Source organism: Natronorubrum texcoconense, assembly GCF_900100335.1.
Classification (GTDB): Archaea; Halobacteriota; Halobacteria; order Halobacteriales; family Natrialbaceae; genus Natronorubrum; species Natronorubrum texcoconense.
In genome coordinates, this window is the sequence record NZ_FNFE01000005.1 from 303,934 (window position 1) to 323,953 (window position 20,020).

A 20,020-nucleotide genomic window follows, 5' to 3' on the forward strand; every position below is an offset into this window, starting at 1 on the left:
TCCAACGCAGCGGTCGTACCGTGTCGGCGACTGAACCGTGATTTCTTCGTTTCTCGTTCGACGAGCACAGCGACTCGCATCGTTGATTCGGTCCCGTATAGTAATAATTACAGCCGCAGACTTTACAACTGTCCCTCAGTATAGAAATTATTCCCATAGTCAATCCGAATCGGAGGGGGTTGGTGGACATGGCTCAGCGTACGAATACCGAATCGAAAGAATCCACCCGTTCGATCGAGACGAGTGGCTGGTTCTACCTCGATCCGGTGTCGAAAGTCATGACCGTAGCGTGCGTAGTCTGACTCCTCGTCGTCTACCTGCCGGTCCTGTACTCGCCGGAGTTGAGCATCGACGGAATGTGGGCGATCACCGCAACCGACTTCCTGCAGGGTGTTCTGATGTGGGGTCTGTTCGCGGTGATCTGGGTCATCAGCTTCCGCTACTTCGGCTACTCGATGTCCGCACCGGTTCTCGAGGCGCCTCGACTGGCAGAAACCGGCGGCTCCCTATCGAGACCTACATCGGCTTCGCGCTGGTCTGGGCGTTCGCCGTGGCAGTGTTGCCACACATCGCAATGCGGGCTTTCTCCGCGAAGAGCCCCGAGTCGGCGAAGTGAGCCTATCAGTCTAATTCTGAACGGTAACTCTCAATTACTCAGCGTAATTGCCAGATTACTCGTTGGTCCTCGCCCCACTCGGTGAAGTCGAACACCCAGTACAGTTCGGAGAGCCCTTCTTCGACCTGATAGGCGATTTTACTTTCGTGTTCCTCACCGGCGTTTAGGGTTGTGCCGTCGAAGTCTTCGAGCGCTGGTAATATACCCGACGTTTCGCCGTGGATTCGTCCGAATTCATCCTTGAGCTGAACCTGTTCCGCCGAGAGCGTTCGATCGCGTCCGCTCCCGTTCTCGACGAGAACACCGATCGCGATGATCTCGTACCCTTCGTCGGACTGCATGAACCCGCCGAGGTTGTTTCCGTGCTCGAGGCTCGCCACCGTAACTTCGATCCCCGCTCGTTCGACTCCCTGAGAAAAACCGAGCGCGTCGTCGGTGAGGTCGTGTTCGAGCGATTCGCTGGCGGCTGCGTCCCGCTTCGTGTCGAGGTCGATAGTGGCGGTCTCGCCCGACGGCAGTGACTCGAGTTCGAGCACGAGTCCCTCGATATCGTCGTCGACGTCGTAAACGAGATCGCCCCGAACGACTTCGCCGGGTGCAAGGTGACGCTCGGTTGGATCGAGCGCCGCAGCGTCGAGTTCGTCGACGCGGTCGTACGTCTCGCCGTCTTCGTCGCTAAGGGTGACCGTTACCGTGTCGTCGACGTCCACCACCGCCTCGTCACCGACGTGCTGGAGCGCGAGGTCGACGACCGCGAACGCCGCTCCGTCGTCCGCCTCGAGAACCTCGCGGTCCGATCCGGTCACGACGTCCGCGACCAGATCCAGATCGGCGACGACGACGTGCAGGTCACCCACCTCGAGGCGGTCTCCGACCCCGAACTCGGGAGTCGCCGCGTCCGACTCGTCGCTCTCGTCCGCGCTACCAAGCTCGTCACTCGAAGCGGAGCCGTCCGTCTCAGTTTTCGATCGTGTTTCGTCGTCGTCACCCGCCTCCGTTTCGTCCTCCCCGTCGCTCGTGCAGCCGGCAATAGCGATCGCTCCACCTCCGATCAACGCGAGGTACGTTCGACGGTCGATACGGTCCATAGTCGGTACCGGTCCCGGTGGGAGAAGTACAGTGGGTGAAGACGCTCGCCGAACGGGGAAGCATCGCGTGGAAGTGGCGGTAGTCGTTCCGTGGAAGTGATGGGAACGTTGCTCCACAGCCGAGGTCCCGCGACGAGTAGCGACCCGATTCTTCGACCCCTCTTCATACTCCGTCGACGCCTGTTCGTCTTCTAACGCCGATGACAACGCACTGTACCTACTGCGGGGACGCCGTTCCCGACGACGACTACGAGACGCACCTCAGGCGGACACACGCCGACGAGCTGACGGGGATCGACGAACGACGAGTGGGGCCGCCGTCCGACGAGTCGAAGCGCCGAAATCTGGCGTTTTACGCGGGCGCCGGCGTCATCCTCGTCGTGTTCGTTCTGGGATACAGTCTGGTGTTCCTCGGTTCCGGCGCCGACGCCAGTTCCGCGGCCGTCCAACCCGACGCGACGGCTCAGATACACGAACACGGGCTGCTCACCGTTCAGTACGATGATACCACCGTCGAGTTTACCGAGCCGCGGTACGTCGAAGCCGACGGCTGTTTCCACTTCCACGAAAGCGACGCGCAGGTCTGGCACACCCATTGCGATGGTGTCACGATCGAATACGCCCTCGAGACGCTCGGCATGGACGTGACGGCCGACACGTTCACCGTCGACGGGCAGACGTTCGCCGAGGCGGACGGTGACGACGTCAGCGTGACCGTCGACGGCGAGGCGGTCGATCCGCAGGAGCACGTGCTCGAGGGCGTCGAATCCGTCGACGAGGCGGGTGATGGAGCGGGTGATACCGTCGAAATCGTCGTCCGATCCGGTGACTGAGCGGCCACTTCGGATCCTAATCATCCGAGGCGCCTGGAGACGGGAACGAGGATCTAACGCGGGTGATTTGTCTCCTAACCTACGCCGTCGTTCACCGACCCTATACGATCCTGCCCGGCGTTCGAGACGGTGTATGACGTACCAGAACCCGTCACTGTGCATTACCTGTGGCCACACGTACGAGCAGGAGAATAGATACCACGGCTACTACTGTATCAATTGCCGCCTGAAGCCGAGTAAGCAGCGTAGCGTGGAGTCATAGTATCCCAGTCTGAATCTCCGAACAGCCAGCTTTTACCGCGATTCTTCCCTACCCTTCGTCGTCTCTATTTGACCGTAACCACCGAAGAGCGACCAGTCTAGAGACCGACCTACAGCGTAACTGGCAGTCATACTAGATATTGGATAGACACACATGATAGATCGAGTCGGTGTCATCGCGTTGATTGCTCTCGTGGTGTTAGGTGGTGTCGTGGCAGCGACTGGTTCCGTCACGAACGGTGACGACCAGACCGTCATCTACACACTTGACGACGAGCGATGCGACGTGAGCGAACACCTGGACGAAACTGTCGATATCACGAACGAGATCGACGAGCGAGAGAGTCAAAGCGAGAGCGAGCGGGACCGGGCGAATAACGATCACCGCGAAAACGAACGCGACTACGACGTCAGCGAGAGCGACAGCGAGCGCGACAGTTCGAGCGCAGTCGACGAGAGCGATCGCGACGTCAGCGAGAGCGATCGCAGCTCCGACAGCGAGTACGATCGCGACGGCAGCAGCTCCGACGTGAACGACCGCGACGAACAACGCGACTCGAGCAGCGAGCGCGACGCGAGCGACGTCGACGAGAGCGAACGCGACGTCAGCGAGAGCGAAACCGACGACACGGACGTCGAGATCGACGAAAGCGAGCGCGACAGCGAGCACGATGTCAGCGAACGCGACGCGAGCGAGTCGGACGCCGACAGCACGCACAGCGAGAGCGACTCGAGCGCCAGCGACAGCGCCGCCGACGAGAACGAGGCGAGTGCCAGCGAGAGTTCGAACGACATCGCCGAAAGCGGGAGTTCCGCCGACGAGAGCGCGAGCGATCGCAGCGAGAGCGACGTCGACCACGACGATGCGGAGCGTGACGTGAGCGAACGCGACAGTAGCGATACCGAAGCGAACGAGAGCGAGACGACATCCGACGAACGCGACCTCGAAGAACGCACCGCGGACGAAAGCGAACGCGACGTCATCGACGGCGAACGCGACGAGCGCGAGGGCGAGCACGAGGCCAATTCGAGCGACGAGAGCGATCAGTCCGCGAGCGGGACGGACTCCGAACGGATCGATGCGGACCGATTCGATCGCGGTGACGACGTCGACGCCGAAAACGTCAACGACAGCGAAGCGAGTGAATCGAGCGAGCGGAACGAACGCGACGGCGAGAGCGAAACGAACGAGTCGGAACGCGAGGAGAGCGATCGCGAGGCGAGCGAGAGCGACCGTAGCGAAAGCGACAGGAACGACTTCAACAGCGAATCGTTCCGCGGCGAGAGCGTCGAGTCCGCCCTCGACGACTCCGAAAGCACTCGAGCGGGTAGCGAGAGCGACCTCGACCAGAGCGATCGGGAGGCGAGTAGCGCCGAACGCGACAGTTCCCGCGCAGACTTCGACAGCGAAGAGTTCGCCGGAGATCGCAGCGAATCGGCGAGCGAGCAGCGCGATACGAGTCTCGACACCACAGATAACGACTCCGAACGCAACGAGAGCGACCGTACCGACCGCGGCAGTGACAGCGACCGTACCTCGAGCGAACGCGACGGGAGTACGCACTCCGACGAACGCGACGAGAGCGAGCGCGAGCGCAGCGAGTCGACCGAGTCCGCACTCGACACCGAGAGCGAGAGCGACACGGGAATCGACGAGCGTCAGGACACCGACACCGAACGCGAACGGACCAGCGACCGCGACAGCGACCGAGACGAGAGCGAACGCGACCGCAGCGAGCGCGCGGACGAGAGCGAACGCGACAGTCAGCGCGACCAGAGCGAGCGCGAGCGCGGCCTCGAGACGCGCGACAGCGACCGTAGCGAGTCCGACGCCGACAGCGAGAGCGAACGAACACAGAGCGAACGCGACCAGAGTGAACGCGAACAGACGACAGATTCGGACTGTGAGACGGTTTCGGAGCGTATGATCGTCACCGGCGACAGTCCGCAGGAGCTCGAGCGAAAGGGCGTCCTCGTCGAGAACGATAACGGATCGTACGACGTCGACGTCAGCAAACTCGAGTGAGACGGAACCGACCCGACAGTTTCGGCCGCTATTTTTCGGCGTTTCGGTTCGCAGACGATCAGGGGCACCGTCGCACGGCTCTCAGTGGGGAGCCGTCTCCGCGGGGACGGCGTTTCTCGCACGTCAGGTGAGTTCCGAACGGTGGCCGCGTTCCGTTCGGCGCCCGATCGCCGTCAGTGGGTCCGATCTCCCCCGTATCTCCCCGTGGCTTCGTCTCCAGTTCTTAACACCATCCGGCAAAGAGGGCAGTGACCTACGGGATAGGTTTCGAGCATAGCATGAAACAGAAATTAGCAACCCTCACAGTGGTTTGTCTCTTGTTGCTGTCCGGCGCGGCCGGCGTAAGCGGGGTGGCTGGAGCGAGCTCCGGCGCCAGCATGCAAGTGGACGATCGGTGTGACGCGGATGAATCCGTCGAGGACAGTACGTCGACGGCCGCCGACGAGGAGGAAAGTCAGCGGGACAGTAGCAGCGACCGAGATCGCTCCAGTAGCGACCTCCGAGAGAGTTCGAACGACGCCGATCTGAGCGAAAGTGACAGCGCGAGCGATAGCTCCAGCGACGTCGACGAGAGCGATCTCGACCAAAGCGACCGCGACAGTTCGAGCGACAGCGCGTCCGACCGCGACGGAAGCACGTTCGACGAGAGCGACCGCGACGAACAGCGCGACTCGAGCAGCGAGCGCACCGTCAGCAACGTCGACGAGAGCGACCGCAGCGAGAGTCAAAGCAACGTCGACGACGCGGACGTCGAGGTCGACGAGAGCGAAACCGACCTCGACCGCGACGTCAGCGAGCGTAGCGAGAGCGAGTCCGACAGGGACAGCACGCTCAGCGAGAGCGACTCGAGCGCCAACGACAGCGCCTCGGACGCGAGCGACTCGAGCGCCAGCGACAGTTCGAGCGACACGGACGAGACCGACAGCTCTACCGACGAGAGTTCGAGCGACTCGAACTCCAGCGACATCGACCACGACGACGCCGACGTCGACGTGAGCGAGCGTAATTCGAGTTCCTCGGACGAGAGCGACAGCTCGAGTGACCTCGAAGAGAGCGACGTCGAAGAGAGCGACAGCTCCGAGAGCGAACGCGACACGAGCGACCACAGCCTCGACGAGAGCGAGAGCGACTCCGAGGAGAGCGAGAGCGACGAGAGCGAGAGCGCCGACAGTTCGAGCGATTCCGAACACGACGAACGCGACTCGAGCGACCGCGGCGAGAACGATCGCGACACCTTCGACCGCATCGATAGCAGCAGCGACAGCGACTCAGACGAGAGCTCACAGAGCGAAACGGACTCGAGCGAGAGCGACCGCAGCGTGAGCGAGAGCGCCTTCGACGAATCGGAGCGCGACGCGAGTCAGAACGACCGCACCCAGAGCGACCGCACGAGCTCCGACAGCGACAGCGACTCGAGTTCGAGCGACGAATCTGAACGCGACGCGAGCAAGAGCGACCGTCACGGCTCCGAGAGCTCCCTCGACCAGAGCGACCGCGACGCGAGTACCGCCGACAGCGACCGGACCCACAGCGAGTCCGCCAGCGATCAGAACACGAGCGACAGCAGCGACACCCAGAGCGACCAACAGGATAGTAGCCTAGACAGCACGGACAACGACAACGAACGCAGTAGCAGCGCGAACGACGAGCACGAAGTCTCGAGCGACCGCACCTACAGCGAGAACGACCAGAGCACGACCACCGACGAGAGCGACGTGAGCGAGAACGACCGCAGCGAGAGCAGCGAGTCCGAACTCGACACCGACAGCGAGAGCGACGCTGGCGTCGACACCAGCGAGACGAAGGACGTCGAGAGCGAGTCCAGCAGCGACGCGGACAGCGCCTCCGACAGCAGCCAGAGCGACCGTAGCGAGAGCAGTACCGACAGCCAGAGCGAGTCCAGCCTCGACAGCAGCGACAGCGACAGCGACGTCGACAGTCGGGACAGCACCCGAAGCGACTCCGACACTGACTCCGAGAGCGTGAGCTCCCAGAGCGAGTCCGACGACAGTAGCTTCGACGAGTCCTACGACTCCAACTGCGGCCACGGCGACTCCGACGCGGACGACGACAGCGACAACTCCGAAAGCACCGAGCGCTCCAGCGTGACCTCGAGCATCGGCAACGCATTCGGGAACCTCGTGTCCGCCATCCTCGGCTAGAGACGCGAACGCGACCCGTCGGCTCTTTTTTGTGGCACCGTCGACGACTCGAGAGCAGCCGCATCGGACGTCGATCGAGTCGACGAACGAGGTTATGATATCGACCGGAGCGACTCCGTCGTACACCCGTGAGACCACCTTCGGTCACGTCGACCATCCAGACGTGAGTCCGCGAGGGAGTCGGTATCGTCCGTCGACAGCGAGTTCGGTCAGTCCGTTCCAACGTCCTCCGGTATCCCCCGATCAACGACATCGGCGCACGTCCTACTACCGTTGCGCTCCTTTGAGAACGTATGAGCACCAACGAAACGACGATAGGCTCCGTCGAACGCCAACCTTCGGGACCACGGTGGGGCAACGCCACTCAACACGCAGTCGACAGCTATCTCCACGCCAACGACGCGCTGTTCTCCGCGTTCGGTCTCTCCGCCCCGAGGACGACGGACGATCGAATCGACGCACCGATCGGCGGACTGACCTACGCGGCACCCGACTGGTCGATGGAGCGATCGGCGGAACGCGTCGACGAACTCGACGTGGGATCGTACGTCCGATTCACGAAGTCCATTCCGGCAAGTGACCTCGAAGCGTTCGCGCGGATCAGCGGTGATACGAACCGGCTACACCTGGAGGAGTCGTTCGCGACCCACACGCGCTTCGACGGCCGCATCGCCCACGGAGCGCTCGTCGCGGGGACGATCAGTGCCGCCCTCGCTCGCCTCCCCGGACTCGCGATCTACCTCTCGCAAAACCTGCAGTTCAACGCGCCGGTCTATCCCGGCGATACCGTCACCGCCGAGTGTGAAATCGTCGAGACGCTCGGGGGTGGGCGCTACCGCCTCGCCACCACGGTGTACGACGAGGACGGCGACGCCGTGATCGACGGCGAGGCGGTCGTCCTCGTCGAAGATCGATCGCCAGTAGCGGCGACGACTCCGGATCTGTGACGCGACCGACGTCGCGTATCGAAAGCGTTCAGACGCGTCAACCCTGTTTTTACAGCCGGGACAGTCGCTGATTCAGTATCGTTCGAGTCTGTTCCGTACCGTCGTCCGGAGCATCACTAGGAAACTCGAGGCTCGACGAATCGATCGGCGCCCCGTCGTGGAGTGGTCGAGGTGCTCGGAGTGGCGGTACTGAATGCCCGATCCGGTCGTCGGAGAGAATGACTTCTGAAACAATCTGTGCGTCCGAACCCACAAATCAGTCGTCGACGGGCTTCGTGACTCGCGAAATTTCGATGTCGAGGTCGGGGAGATCCTCGTCGCTACAGCGATGGGTCCACGCGCCTTCGGGAGAAATGTCGTTCGCCGTGGCGCTCGTAATCAGATCGCAGAGGGCGCTGTGGAACTCCGATTCGGTCGTGATTGGAAAGTCGATCGATGGGTTGGTTTGCATTTGTGATCACGGTATCCGTTTCTGAAATTCGGTCGGGGTGCCCGAGAGCGTTATCGAGCGGTTTCCACTCTCGTTTCAGGATATTACACGATATACGCGCTCATCATAGATAACCTGTGAGCCGAAGGATGTCAATCGGTACGTTTGCTGAAACGATCGAGTTACCTCGATTCCAGTTCGCGTCGAGGGGGACTCGCCGAGAGTCCCGGTTCAGCAGTCGAGAACAGCGGACTGTTCACGTGCTCGAGCGCGGATGACTGATAAATATCGTCGATCACGCGCTGGACCGCTAACGCCTCTTCGACGGTGTTTCGCCTCGGATCGACGTCGCGTTCGACCGCGTCGAGGAACGCGCGCGCCTGCTGCTCGTACGGATCGATTCGATCGATGTCGATGGCCGTTCGGCGACCACTATCGAATAGCTCGAGCCGTTCGTCACCGGGGGTCAGTTCCGCGCTCCCGTCGGTACCGTCGATCACGAACGCCCTGTTGTCGGACCCGTTCGTCCGCCAGGCGACTTCCAGAGAGATCGTCGCTCCGTCAGCGCAGCGAACGAACGCGCTCGCCGCGTCTTCGACCTCGAACGCGCGGTCGGGACCCCGGCGAGTCGTTCCGACTACGTCTTCGACGCGCGGAAAATCGAGGAGATACAGCGCGAGGTCGATCGCGTGCACGCCGATATCGATCAGCGCGCCGCCGCCGGAGATGTCTCCTCGAGTGAACCACCCGCCGTGTTCCGGAACGCCGTTCTGCCGGACGTAGTTCGCCTGGACGTGCGTGAGATCGCCGAAACGACCAGCCACCTGAAGTTGCTTGAACCGTTCGACGACGGGCCGATAGCGGTTGTGAAACCCGATCATGCAGACCCCGTCGGCCGTCGCAGCGACGTCGGCGATTCGCCGGGCGTTGAGCCAGGTATCCGCCATCGGTTTCTCGAGGAACACGTCGAGTCCGGCTTCGAGAGCCGCGATCGCGTACCGCTCGTGATACGTATTTGGCACGGCGATGACGACGGCATCGACGACGGTGAACAGTTCGTGGTGGTCGTCGAATACCGGTGCGGCAAAGTCTTCGACGAACCGTCGCCGCGCATCGTCATTGCTATCCATCCCAGCGACGTCCGCACCGAGTGTAACGAAACGCTCAGCGTGAAGGCAGCCGATATTTCCGAGACCGATGATTCCGATGGTTGTGTTTGTGGGTTTCATGATCGTAACCGAAGACGCTGCGAGATGTTACTGAGACGAATCGATGAGGACGGCGTGATCCGAGGTAATCCACGCGGTAGGCTGGCGTATATCGTAGATGACGGCTGACCCATCTTCGGTCGTAAACGACACGAAGCTCGCGAGACGATCCGGTCTAGCCCCGTCCGAAATATCCGATCGATTTGGACTGTGTCTTCCGTGGTACATCAGCGGGTCACGGAGGACTAGAGGTGCGCTCGGGGGATTACGTTTCAGCCCCATTACGTGTTTTTCGCGACCCAGTTGCGTGACCGACGGCCGGAGTTGGCGTCTCGCCCCCTCAATACGTAGGTTTGATCACGAACGGCCAGACCTGTTTCGTGCGTGCGTGGTTCCGGATGAGACATAGCGTTCTACCGAGTCGGCATACGTCGATCGGCGGTCGCTTCGAAGGCACCGTGCTATAGTAACAACTGAAACGAGTTACACACTGATCGCACAGCTATCGTGCGATAAGGTGTGCATTGACTTTCAGTGGCTACTATACCTCCGTTCCGTCTGATCGGTTTCGAGCGCGACGATCGGCTCGCGAATCGGAGGGCGGAATCTACCCGCACCTTCTCTACTCGCGGTCATCGTTCGTCGCCTGTTAAAAAGGGTGCCGGGACTGGTATCGCTATGAGACGACGAACACTGCTGACAGCGGTTGCTGGAGTGCTCCTGGCAGGCTGTTCGACGGCGGAGTCCGACGGTAACACCGAAGCAGACGAGACCGGCGATCGATCGACGTCGGATACTGGAGCGGGCACGGAGGACGAAGAGTTGAGCGACGCCGACATCCTCGAGCAGTTCGGCTCGGAACTCGAGGCGAGCGGATTCGACGGGGTCGTCGTCGACGTGGTTGACGACAGTATCGAAGTAGGATACGACGCGACCGGAACCGCCGAAGACGACGTCGCTGTGGAAATCGAACTGATCGCAGACGGGTACACGACCATTATTGAACACGGGTTGTCGTCGACGCACCTCGACGCGACCGCCTTCGATTCGGACGATCAAGAGCCGCTCGATCACTTTTCGATCGACAGCGAGTGGGTCGACGCGTATCTCTCGGAATCGCTCGAGTGGCGCGAGTTGCTCACCCGAATTGCGGAAACGTTCGAGTCGGAAGAGCCGGTCGACGGGCAGGGGGACGAGGCGGAATCGAACGCCGAGGAGGAAAGCGACCCTGACGAGGAGGGCAAAGGAGACGACGAAACGGAGAGCGACGAAAATGATGGTGATGATGACGGAGATGGTAGCGATAGTGACGATGGTGACGACGACGATGGCGGAAACGAAACTGAGGGAGACGGCGACACGAACGACGAGTGAGACCCGCAGTTGGTCCTGAACCATCTTTGGAGAGGACGTACGCCTTCGAATCCACCGCGTTCGAGGGATCGAGTCGAGACTGGTCGAATCTGGCGACGCGTTCGGTACGGTGGCGACGGACAGCGCGAGTGCTCCCCCGTCGCTCGTCGGAGCCGAATCGGTATCGTGCCAATCTCTGACACACATGGTTCGAGTGGTTATACTGTTCTATTTCTAATGTAAGGCTATTATTTCATAATTCTGCATGGAACACTTATCTCCACAGGGGGCGTTAAATTACGCTAATGAACACCATATCTCCCCGAGTCGACGACACGTTCTTCGAGGACGTGATAGATACCGTTACTGAAGGCGTGATCAGTTTCGAGACCGACGGAACGATCGTTTTCGCCAACCGGGCCGCACGGGAACTACTCGGATACGCACCCGGAGAGTTGCTCGAACGATCGGTCGGCGAACTGCTCCCGAACGACAAGCGATCGGTATTCGACCGCCTCCGACGGCGACCGACGGGAACGAAGGAAGCACCGGTTCCGTTTGCATTTCTGGACCACCGCGGCCGCGAGGTTCCGGTGACTCTCGCACTGCACCGTACGACGCGGGACGAGGACCCGCTGTATATTACTAATTTTCACAAAACAACGGGGGGTGACGACTCGCCCGCAGTTCGAGCGCCGGAGTCGACGTTCGAGCCCGTATTCGAGCACCCGTCTATCGGAATCGCCGCCTTCGATCCCGAATCGTGGACGATCACCGACTGCAACGACCGATTCCGAGATCTTCTCGACCGCTCGAGCGACGACGTTCGCTCACTCGAACTCGCAGCTCTCGCGCCACGCGACGAAGAGTCGCTTCGAACGCTCCTCTCGGCGACGGTCGATGAAGGGTGGGGTTGGAGCAACGATATCAGGCTCCGAGACGGAGGCGGCGAGGACGTCCGCGTCGTGATTTCGACGTCGACGATCGGGCACTCGGATCGGCTACGCGTGCTCGCGAGCGTCCATACGTACGTCCAACGAACCGAATACGAACGCCGACTCGAGGCGCTCAACGAAGCTGCTCGGGAACTCATGGTCGCCGAAACTCCCGAGCAAATCGGGCGGATCACCGTCGACGTCGTCGAAACGGTACTGCAACGATCGTTCGCGGCAGTGTGGTGTGCTACTGACGACGAGGACGTCCTTCGCGCTACGGCAGCGAGCCGGGAAGCGACCAGCGCATCGGGCGGGTCGGCGGCGGAACCCATCCCGTCGATCACCGCGGAGACGGCCGAGATGACGGTTTTCGAGGACGGCGAACCGATCGTTCTCGACGCGTACGAGACGGTGACGAATCCGGCGCATCCGGGGATGGGACTCGACGAACGGCTCGTCGTTCCGCTCGGAACGCACGGTCTGCTGGCGGTCAGCTCCACCGGCGACGAGGAGATCGATGCACCCTTGCAGGAACTCATCGAGATCCTCGGAAAACACACGCGGACGGCGTTCGACCGACTCGAGCGCGAGCAGCTGCTTCGCCAACGCTCTGCGGTTATCGACGCAGCCATCGACGGGATGGCGATCGCGAACGAAGACGGCGTGTTCACGTACGCGAACGACGTGTACGCCGACCTGTTCGGATACGACGATTCGATCGACCTGGTCGAAACGAGTTGGAAGGATCTCTTCGGCTCGAGCGAACTCGCGCGCTACGAGTCCGAGGTGCTCCCGGTCGTGTCCGAGCGGGGATCGTGGCGCGGAGAGGCGATCGGGAGGTCCCGGACGGGGGACGACATTCCGCTGGAGATCTCGCTCTCCATGCTCGCCGACGGCTCCTCGGTCTGCATCGCTCGCGATATTACCGAGCGGAAAGCTCAGGAGCGGCAACTCGAGGCGCTTACCGACGGTCTCCGATCGTTGATGACGGCTGGCGACAGCGAGGCAGTCAGCCAAACGAGCGTCGACGCAATCGAGGACGTTCTCGGGTTCGATCGGGCCTGTATGCGCCTCTTCGACCCGGACACGAACCGCCTCGAGTGCGTCGCGCTTACGGACGCGGCCGAGGCGCTGCTCGAAACGCAGCGAGCGTACGATCTCGAAGCGACCCTCGCCGGTCACGCGTTCCGAGAAGAGCGGGCGGTGATCGACCGACGAACGCCCGAACGACGAGGGGACGATCACTCGAGTCTACACGTGCCGGTGGGAGAGTACGGTGTTCTCACCATCGTCTCGGACGGCGAGGACGAACTCGACGAACGCAACGTACAACTCGTCGAAATGCTGGCCGTCAACGCGAGAACTGCGATCGCTCGAGCGGAGCGAATCCGGCACCTCAGAACGCACGAACAGGAGCTGCGCCAGCAGCGCGATCAACTCGAAACGCACAACCAGATCAACAACCTCGTTCAGGAGATCGGTCGTCGACTCCTCGAGGCGACGACGCGCGAGGAACTCGAGCGAACGATCTGTGAGCAGTTGGGCGATACTGATCTGTACCAGAGCGCATGGATCGGTGATATCGAGGCGAGCACCGACCGAATCACGACCCGCGTCGGGTTCGGAATCACGGACGACGATCTCGAGGCGATCAACGGGATGTCGATCTCGAGCGTCGGCCGCGGGACCGTCGAACGGATGCTCGAGACCGGATCGCTCGAGGTCGTGAGGTCCTACCAGTTCGCGGGTGAGTACCCGAACGGTGAGGAGTCGTCTCCGGACGCCCTGTCCACCGCGGCGATCCCCCTCACGTACGGCAATCAACTGCTCGGCGTGCTGGTGGTAAACGGTACGGGTGGCAGTCTCTTCAGCGAAGAGACGATAAGCGGATTCGAGTCGCTCGGAAAGGTGACCGGGTTCGCTATCAACGCGACCAGGAACAGGCGACTGTTACTGACCGACTCGATGATCGAACTGGTGCTTCTCGTCGAGGATTCGCAGCGGTTCTACCTCGCCGTTTCGTCCGAACTCGACTGCGAATGCCGGTTCGAGCGATCGGTTCCGATCGAGGCGGGGAAGATCCTCAATTACCACACGATCACGGGCAGTGATCCGACATCGGTTCTGGAGGCCGCTAGGAGCTCTGCGCAGGTCGAAAACGCACGCGTGATCAGCGAGGGCGACGATAGCCTCCTGCTCCAGACGCTCACGTCGAAGTCCACGGCACACGTCGCCTTGCAAGCCGGTGCAACCCTCAAATCCGCGGTTGCTACCGGCGGTGAAGCGCGGATCGTTCTCGAGACCCCGCAGACGGCCGACGTCCGGAAAATCGTCTCCCAGTTCGACGAGGAGTTCTCGAACGTGGAACTCGCAGCGAAGCGGGAGCGCGATCGATCGATCGAGACCGCAGCGGAGTTTCGCCGGGCAGTCGACGACGGGCTCACGGAGAAACAGCGGTCAGCGCTCGAGTCGGCGTACGCCTCCGGTTACTACGACTGGCCTCGAGCGATCACCGCGGAAGAACTCGCGGCGTCGATGGAGATCTCCTCGTCGACGCTCCACCAGCACTTGCGAAAGGGAATCTGGAGCCTGCTTCGGGCGTTCCTCGACGACCAGTCAGAGTGAACATCGGACGGGACGGCGTGACTACCTGCTAACGTATTTCGGTCCAGCGGATCGACGTGAGTCGGCGTCCAGCAGATGTTCTCCGGTCTCGTAACGAACGGGAAGACGCGTGCGGTAGCTGCGCAGAACGGGAACGACCGCCGCACGCCGAAATCCCACGCAACTCATGGTATCGTACGATAGTTCCGACGGTCGCCGTACCGACGCCGAGCCTCCACGTATCCCGACGACCATCGTCGCCGATATCGATCACGACGGGAACGTCACGATATACGACGAGCACCGAGAGACGGCCTGGCTCAGTTCGACGTTTGCGCTCTCGCTCAAACACGTGGCTTGACATCCTCCCCGCCCTGAAGGGCGAGGATTCCCGCGTTGGGATATTGTGGTTTATGACGTAGCCTGTTCTCGCGGTGCGAAGCATCCGCTCTCTAAATCGAACAGGTACACCGATGGCTGTGCCAACCAGCCGTTACTCCTATCGCCGCCATCCGTGGCGGGACTCGGAGATACTTTCTGCCGAATGTTCTCAGCACCGTTCACGTCCGCGTTCGCCACCGTCCCACACTCATCACAAACGTACAACCCGCGTTCAACACGGTTGGCTTTGCGTTCCCGACCACAGCACGAGCACGATTTTGAGGTATCACGCTCAGACACTTGCTCAACCGTGATGCCTTCCATCTCGGCCTTGTATTCGAGTAGGTCGGTGAATCGGTCGAACGCCCACGAGTGCAGGTCGAGGTTGCCGTTCTTGCCCCAGTTCTTCGCCTCACCGTTCTCTTCGTCCTCACGGATGCCGGAGAGGTCGCCAACCACGATGGTTCCAACACCTTCCTCAACACATCGCTGGACGATGTGTTTGGAGAGAGTGTGGAAGTAATGGGTGCGCCGTCGAGACTTCTTCTGGTTTAGCCGCGTGGCCTGCTCGGAGTCCGAGTCGTTACACTGTGAAATCCGCTTGCTGAAGTAGTAGTCGTCCTGCTTCAAGCAGTTGAGTGGGTACAGTTCGCTGTGGCCGTCCTCGTAGGCGAGTGCGGCGAAGTTATTGATACCGAGGTCAACGCCCACCGTCTTCTCGCCGGGCGACTCGGACACCTCTATCTCGACTTTGCAGACGAAGTGGAGTTCCCACTCGTCACCCGTCCAGACCGCTCGAACTTGCTGAACGTTCTCCACGGTGGAGAGGTCAACGTCGGGGCGAATTTGGTACTCGCAGAGGATGAAATCCGACCAGTATTCTTTGAGGTTCGATCCCTTGGAGAGTCGGACACGGTTGTACTGGGTGTCGAGTTTGAAGCCAGCGGCTTTGAATGTGACCGTGCTTCGTGGGTGTTCGTCACCGTGCTTACGGTAGCCGGGCGGGTTCGCTCTCGTGTCTCCGTTGCGTCGTTTGCCGTACCAGCCGTGGAACGCCTCAGCGAGTTCTTGCAAAACTCGCTGACTTGACTGAGAATGCAGGTCATCGTAGCGTTCGTGGCTCTTGAGGTACGCGGTGAGTTCGTCGTGTTCTGGGATGTAGTCGATCTCATCCCAGACGCAACTGATTGTCCACCGTCCAACGTTCCAGAGTTTTGAGGCGGCGAACCCAAGCGAATCAAGGTCGTCGGATACCCGTGACTGGTTCCGTATGGAAGCAGTGTAGGTTCGGGTGACGACCTGTTTCGCCATACGTAACCAATGTATAGATAGTTACTTGAGAGTATGGATTACGCAGCGTAGAATATCCCGCCGTGTCATCAATCGGTGGGTGTGAAGGGGTGTGTCGGATTCATCCCCGCCCTAAAGGGCGAGGCTTTCTCCTTGCATCTCCGTAAACGAGCCGCCTCGACTCTGCAACGGTCACTCGCCGGCCGACCACTGGTCCGAAACTCGAGCGATCCGTCGGTCGGTGCTCGTTCGCACCACGTCAGTACTCCGCTCGGACGTGTTTGACGTCGAATGGTTCCGGGTCTTCCCGATCCACGCCGCGGCTTCGACCGGGGTTTAGGTTCGAGGTGCACCCCTCTTTCGATGACACGAACCCGCTTCCGTCGACCGGTCAAAGTCGTGTCGAAACGAACCTGAGCATGTTCCAGAAACTACAGACGCGACCCGGAAGGAACCCACGTGACGACGAGTACGCCGTCTGGGTACACTTTTGCAGAACGGGAAGTATCGTTCCCGAGTACGCGTCCGTAATCGCGAGAGAATTGAAAGTGCGACGTGAACGGGACGATCTGGATCTGGATCTGGATCGGGACGGGGAGACGTGATCGACGTGATCGGCGAAACTGAATCGACGATCCGGAGTCGGACGAGAAGACCCCCTATCGTTGCTGAACCGTTGTTCTCGAGGAGTGATCGCCACTACGACGAAGCGACGAGCGGTCACCGGACGGTACTATGACGACACACATCAAACTCCACGGATCGAAGGCACGACGGTTCGAAGAAGTCAAACTCGAGTTGAGCGAGCGGATGGGCTACGAGCTGAGCAATCCGGAAGTCCTCGGCCTCCTGATGGCGGGTCTCGGTTCGGACACCGGTTCGCCCACCGAAGATCGACCCTGAGTCGACGCCCACCGAAGATCGACCCCGAGTTGACGCCTACCGAACAGTGGTCGGGCGGTTCTACCTCCCGTCGTTCAAGCACTTTTTTACTCTCCGTGGGTTACTCGCGTCGTTTCTTCGGTGGTCTGTTCGAAGTAGTCGGTCACCCGCATCGTGACGTCGTACGCCGTTTCGTCGTCATCGGCGTCTCCACCTCTGAGGGAGTCGGTTCCCGACGCTTCCTCGCCTCTCGCCATCGAACTCGACTCGTCGATCACCTCGTCGTCGTCGGCGCGACACAACTCGAGTTCGACGCCGTCGAGTTCTTCGCCCTCGTCCGAGACCGCCCAGTCGACGACGGTCTCGGGCGTTCCGAGGAAGTCGTCGGTCGAAACCTCGAACCGGTCGATACTGGGTGCGGGTGAGCGCTCGTCGAGGGTAACTTCCTCGGTCTCTTCGGTGACGTTCCCCTCGGCGTCCGTAACCGTCAGCGTGATTTCGTACTCCTCGCCGGCGCCCTCGAAACGATCGCTGTTTCTGACCGTGTGAATGCCGCTCTCCTCGCCGCCTTCGATCTCGGTCGCGACGCGGTGGAGTTCCTCGTCGTCGTCCGCGTAGCGAAGTTCGGTCGCGACGAGTTCGAGGTCGCTGTCGCGATCTGCAACGCCCCAGTTGACGTTACACCGGACGAACTGACCGGTGCTGTCGTCGGTGAGTTCGAACCGTTCGATCTCCGGAATCCCGGGTTCCGGATCGGTTTCGATCGTCACCGTCTCGCCGCTCGTTCGCTCGCCACTTCCGTCGGCGACGGCTTCGACCTCGTATTCGGTTTCGGGCTCGAGCCCCGAGACGTCGTCCTCGTACGTCCCGATCGAGTCGCGGCCCTGCGACTCGGTTTCCTCCCACTCGTCGTCGCCGTCTCGCCGAACGCTGAACGATACCTCGACGCTCTCGGCGTCGCCCAGTCCCTCGAGTTTCCCGACCCCCCGAATCGTTCGGTGATCGATCGCCTCGACGTCGCCCGTTTCGACGGCGAGTTCGTCGAGTCCGGTCGCGAACGTCTCCACGTTCGCCGTCGAAGTGTCGTCGCCGTCGTCGAGGATGCCGCGGACGTCGTGCTCGGTGTCGGGCGTCAGCCCGTCGATTGCGACGCTGAACTCGTCTCCGGGCTCGATCGACTCCGTGTCCGTCTCGGTCCACTCGGAACCGTCCGATTCGCGCCACTCGAAGCGGACGTCGACAGCGGACGCGTCCTCGATCGATCTAACCGACCCGTTGAGCGTCGCGGTGGTCGCACGAACGTCGGTGACGTCCTCGGTGGTGATCGGTTCGAGTTCCTCGAAGGCGTCGAACGCGTTGAGGAGGCCGAATCCCTGCTCGTCCTCATCGAATCCGACGTCTTCCGCCGTTTCACGAAGGAGACCCCGGACGCCACCGGGATCGTCGACATCGTCGGTGTGTTCGGCGTGTGGAAGCCCCTGGCTCATCAGCTGGGCACCGATGGCTGCGACGTGCGGCGTCGACATGGACGTCCCCTCCAAATAGGCGTACTCGTCGTCGGGTACCGTCGACAGGATGGCGTCGCCCGGCGCCACGAGTTCGATTCCGTCGCCGCGAGCCGACCAGTCCGGAACCTCGTCGCGGTCGTTCGTCGCACCGACGGCGATACACTCGTCGTAGCCGGCGGGGTAGTCTATTCCGCCGACGGAACCGCTGTTGCCTGCCGCAGCGACCACGAGCACGCCGCGGTCGTACGCGTACCGCAGGGCGTCCTCGAGCACCCGTGCCTCGTCGCTCCCGCCGAGACTCAGGTTGATGACGTCGATGTCGTTGTCCGCGCACCACTCGATGGCGGCTGCGATGTCCGAATCGTAGCCCGATCCGTCGCCCGCGAGGACTTTGAGGGCACAGAGATCCACGTCGGGAGCCGCTCCGACGACGCCGGTACCGTTATCCTGTGCAGCGACGGTCCCCGCACAGTGGGTTCCGTGGCCGGTGTCGTCGTCCCACTCGCTCGCACACGAGCCGCCGTTGCAATCGGTGAACGCTTTGCCGTCGGCCACCTCGAGACTTTCGTGTTCGGGATCGATCCCGGAGTCGAGAATCGCGACCGTCGCACCCGACTCCGTTTCCCCCTTCCCGTGGAAATCCGTGGCGCCGATCCGCTCGACGCCCCACGGCGTCTCCTGTTCGTCGGACAGATCCACGCTCTCCGACGGTTGGACGGCGCTGTGGACCTGTTGTTGGCGGACGTGATCTTTCTCGACGTATCTCACGTCCGATCGACCCTCGAGTTGTCGACGGGTGTCGTCGTCGAAATCGCCGACCACGACGCTCCCGCCCGATGAGAGGTCCAACGATCGATACAGCTGCGTCGCGCTTCGGGAGACGCTGGCTGTCGACGTTCCCGCCTCGAGACCGACGACGTACCGATCTCCAGCCCCGTTCTCGTCACCGTCTCCGTTCGTGTCCTCGGCAGACGCCGTGATGACGCCGAACGAACCGACGAGACCGACACCGAACGACCCGAGGATCGACCGTCGTGTAGGTCCGTGTCGAACAGTGAGCAGCAAAACGAAGAGAAGCGAACCGAGTACCGAACGCAGAGTCGTACGGAGATACCGTATCGGGCCGCGTATCAGAAACGGCACGATTTCGGCAGTAATCGACCGCACCGACGGCCCCTCGGCGCGACGGGCTTCGCGCTTCTCTCGATCCTCCGGGAAGGCTGGCGTGGATTCGTCGTCGATCGGGTGGGATCGTCCCTGTTCGGTCATATCGTTCTTCGACAAGGGCTCTTTTCGACACAAACAAAACCGCTGGCGCTACGTGGATAGTCCGACGCTCAAGACGAATCTATCCGAATAGTGTCTTCGTTCGATCGTCCGTCTCTTCCCGTTGCTCGCTTGCTGTTCGCCGGACCATACAATCCGGATCGGGGGACTGTGCAGATCGATAGAGGTAAGTCGTCGCGCGACGCGTCCGCAAAACCGAGCGATCGCCC

14 protein-coding genes are annotated in these 20,020 nt (G+C 61.5%); 8 read left to right on the top strand and 6 right to left on the bottom strand.

What is annotated here, in order from left to right:
- Positions 1–654: 654 nt before the first annotated feature.
- Positions 655–1,704, bottom strand: a complete 1,050-nt coding sequence (locus BLT08_RS16190; RefSeq protein WP_090309944.1) for a DUF4352 domain-containing protein — start codon at positions 1,702–1,704, stop codon at positions 655–657.
- 200 nt (positions 1,705–1,904) lie between these two features.
- On the opposite strand from BLT08_RS16190, the gene BLT08_RS16195 reads away from it, so the two are divergent.
- The 4 genes from BLT08_RS16195 to BLT08_RS16210 all read left to right on the top strand — a co-directional run bounded on the left by BLT08_RS16195 (position 1,905) and on the right by BLT08_RS16210 (position 7,933).
- Positions 1,905–2,537, top strand: coding sequence for a hypothetical protein (locus tag BLT08_RS16195; protein ID WP_090309946.1), 633 nt, complete (start codon positions 1,905–1,907; stop codon positions 2,535–2,537).
- Positions 2,538–3,009: 472 nt separating this feature from the next.
- Positions 3,010–4,824, top strand: coding sequence for a midas domain-containing protein (locus BLT08_RS16200; protein WP_245724250.1), 1,815 nt, complete (start codon positions 3,010–3,012; stop codon positions 4,822–4,824).
- A 377-nt stretch (positions 4,825–5,201) separates the two neighbouring features.
- On the top strand, positions 5,202–6,986 hold the full coding sequence (locus BLT08_RS16205; RefSeq protein ID WP_245724251.1) for a hypothetical protein: 1,785 nt from the start codon (positions 5,202–5,204) through the stop codon (positions 6,984–6,986).
- A 293-nt stretch (positions 6,987–7,279) separates the two neighbouring features.
- Positions 7,280–7,933 carry a MaoC family dehydratase gene (locus BLT08_RS16210; protein WP_090309956.1) on the top strand — a complete coding sequence of 218 codons (654 nt, stop codon included), beginning with the start codon at positions 7,280–7,282 and terminating at the stop codon, positions 7,931–7,933.
- A 256-nt stretch (positions 7,934–8,189) separates the two neighbouring features.
- Here the strand turns inward: BLT08_RS16210 and BLT08_RS16215 are convergent, their stop codons facing one another.
- The 3 genes from BLT08_RS16215 to BLT08_RS23815 all read right to left on the bottom strand — a co-directional run bounded on the left by BLT08_RS16215 (position 8,190) and on the right by BLT08_RS23815 (position 9,853).
- Positions 8,190–8,384: a hypothetical protein gene (locus BLT08_RS16215; RefSeq protein WP_090309961.1), complete on the bottom strand. Its 195-nt coding sequence runs from the start codon at positions 8,382–8,384 to the stop codon at positions 8,190–8,192.
- Positions 8,385–8,545: 161 nt separating this feature from the next.
- On the bottom strand, positions 8,546–9,595 hold the full coding sequence (locus BLT08_RS16220) for a Gfo/Idh/MocA family protein (protein ID WP_090309964.1): 1,050 nt from the start codon (positions 9,593–9,595) through the stop codon (positions 8,546–8,548).
- 24 nt (positions 9,596–9,619) lie between these two features.
- Positions 9,620–9,853 (bottom strand): DUF7331 family protein, encoded by a 234-nt coding sequence (locus BLT08_RS23815; protein WP_449406632.1) that lies wholly within the window; start codon positions 9,851–9,853, stop codon positions 9,620–9,622.
- Between the two features lie 396 nt (positions 9,854–10,249).
- Between BLT08_RS23815 and BLT08_RS16225 the strand changes: the two genes are divergently transcribed.
- The 3 genes from BLT08_RS16225 to BLT08_RS23100 all read left to right on the top strand — a co-directional run bounded on the left by BLT08_RS16225 (position 10,250) and on the right by BLT08_RS23100 (position 14,824).
- Positions 10,250–10,945: a DUF8159 domain-containing protein gene (locus BLT08_RS16225; protein ID WP_139171319.1), complete on the top strand. Its 696-nt coding sequence runs from the start codon at positions 10,250–10,252 to the stop codon at positions 10,943–10,945.
- Positions 10,946–11,229: 284 nt separating this feature from the next.
- Positions 11,230–14,484 (top strand): bacterio-opsin activator domain-containing protein, encoded by a 3,255-nt coding sequence (locus BLT08_RS16230; protein ID WP_090309969.1) that lies wholly within the window; start codon positions 11,230–11,232, stop codon positions 14,482–14,484.
- 166 nt (positions 14,485–14,650) lie between these two features.
- Positions 14,651–14,824: a DUF7331 family protein gene (locus tag BLT08_RS23100; protein ID WP_175529348.1), complete on the top strand. Its 174-nt coding sequence runs from the start codon at positions 14,651–14,653 to the stop codon at positions 14,822–14,824.
- A gap of 50 nt (positions 14,825–14,874) precedes the next feature.
- Here BLT08_RS23100 and BLT08_RS16235 read toward each other — a convergent pair whose 3' ends face one another.
- Complete coding sequence (locus BLT08_RS16235; protein ID WP_090309972.1) at positions 14,875–16,155, bottom strand: RNA-guided endonuclease InsQ/TnpB family protein; 1,281 nt, start codon at positions 16,153–16,155, stop codon at positions 14,875–14,877.
- A gap of 714 nt (positions 16,156–16,869) precedes the next feature.
- On the opposite strand from BLT08_RS16235, the gene BLT08_RS23105 reads away from it, so the two are divergent.
- Complete coding sequence (locus BLT08_RS23105) at positions 16,870–17,037, top strand: hypothetical protein (protein WP_175529349.1); 168 nt, start codon at positions 16,870–16,872, stop codon at positions 17,035–17,037.
- Positions 17,038–17,123: 86 nt separating this feature from the next.
- Here the strand turns inward: BLT08_RS23105 and BLT08_RS16245 are convergent, their stop codons facing one another.
- Entirely contained in the window at positions 17,124–19,793 is a 2,670-nt protein-coding gene (locus BLT08_RS16245) for a S8 family peptidase (RefSeq protein ID WP_090309978.1), read from the bottom strand.
- Between the last annotated feature and the right edge of the window lie 227 nt (positions 19,794–20,020).

What these genes read in the sequence shown, in the direction of transcription:
- BLT08_RS16190 (WP_090309944.1), bottom strand. Translation starts at nt 1,704, where the DNA reads ATGGACCGTATCGACCGTCGAACGTACCTCGCGTTGATCGGAGGTGGA.
- BLT08_RS16195 (WP_090309946.1), top strand. Translation starts at nt 1,905, where the DNA reads ATGACAACGCACTGTACCTACTGCGGGGACGCCGTTCCCGACGACGAC.
- BLT08_RS16205 (WP_245724251.1), top strand. Translation starts at nt 5,202, where the DNA reads ATGCAAGTGGACGATCGGTGTGACGCGGATGAATCCGTCGAGGACAGT.
- BLT08_RS16210 (WP_090309956.1), top strand. Translation starts at nt 7,280, where the DNA reads ATGAGCACCAACGAAACGACGATAGGCTCCGTCGAACGCCAACCTTCG.
- BLT08_RS16215 (WP_090309961.1), bottom strand. Translation starts at nt 8,384, where the DNA reads ATGCAAACCAACCCATCGATCGACTTTCCAATCACGACCGAATCGGAG.
- BLT08_RS23815 (WP_449406632.1), bottom strand. Translation starts at nt 9,853, where the DNA reads ATGGGGCTGAAACGTAATCCCCCGAGCGCACCTCTAGTCCTCCGTGAC.
- BLT08_RS16225 (WP_139171319.1), top strand. Translation starts at nt 10,250, where the DNA reads ATGAGACGACGAACACTGCTGACAGCGGTTGCTGGAGTGCTCCTGGCA.
- BLT08_RS16230 (WP_090309969.1), top strand. Translation starts at nt 11,230, where the DNA reads ATGAACACCATATCTCCCCGAGTCGACGACACGTTCTTCGAGGACGTG.
- BLT08_RS23100 (WP_175529348.1), top strand. Translation starts at nt 14,651, where the DNA reads ATGGTATCGTACGATAGTTCCGACGGTCGCCGTACCGACGCCGAGCCT.
- BLT08_RS16235 (WP_090309972.1), bottom strand. Translation starts at nt 16,155, where the DNA reads ATGGCGAAACAGGTCGTCACCCGAACCTACACTGCTTCCATACGGAAC.
- BLT08_RS23105 (WP_175529349.1), top strand. Translation starts at nt 16,870, where the DNA reads ATGACGACACACATCAAACTCCACGGATCGAAGGCACGACGGTTCGAA.
- BLT08_RS16245 (WP_090309978.1), bottom strand. Translation starts at nt 19,793, where the DNA reads ATGACCGAACAGGGACGATCCCACCCGATCGACGACGAATCCACGCCA.